1 protein-coding gene is annotated in these 313 nt (G+C 33.2%); it reads right to left on the bottom strand.

The window, feature by feature from the left end; all coding sequences use genetic code 11:
• The coding region (locus ITJ86_RS17255) for a hypothetical protein (protein ID WP_195872884.1) at nucleotides 1-313 on the bottom strand (313 nt) is incomplete at both ends.

Raw genomic sequence — 313 nt, 5'->3', positions numbered from 1 at the left:
TCTAAAACATGATTTAAAAATAATTCCATATCTAAATAAGACGGATATGGGTTTCCTATTAAATTCCAATCTGGGTAAGTCGCTCCAGTATTTCTTATATCTACTGTAACTTCTGTGTTTGGGACATCTCCTGTAAAGGTTAAATTAGTTCCTGCAACCGTACCTGCTCTATAACCTGTACCACTTTCTAAAGTTGTTATATCAGCATCGGTATACAATAGATAACTATCTGCTGTTTTATCAAAAGGTCCAAATAAATAGGTTCTTGGATTATTGTTTCCGTCATTTAAAATATCTGCGGCATTATTATCTG

The organism is Winogradskyella marina (genome assembly GCF_015645385.1).
GTDB lineage: Bacteria > Bacteroidota > Bacteroidia > Flavobacteriales > Flavobacteriaceae > Winogradskyella > Winogradskyella marina.
The sequence above is the reverse complement of the archived record's forward strand: the minus strand, read 5'-3'. Positions and strand labels throughout refer to the sequence as shown.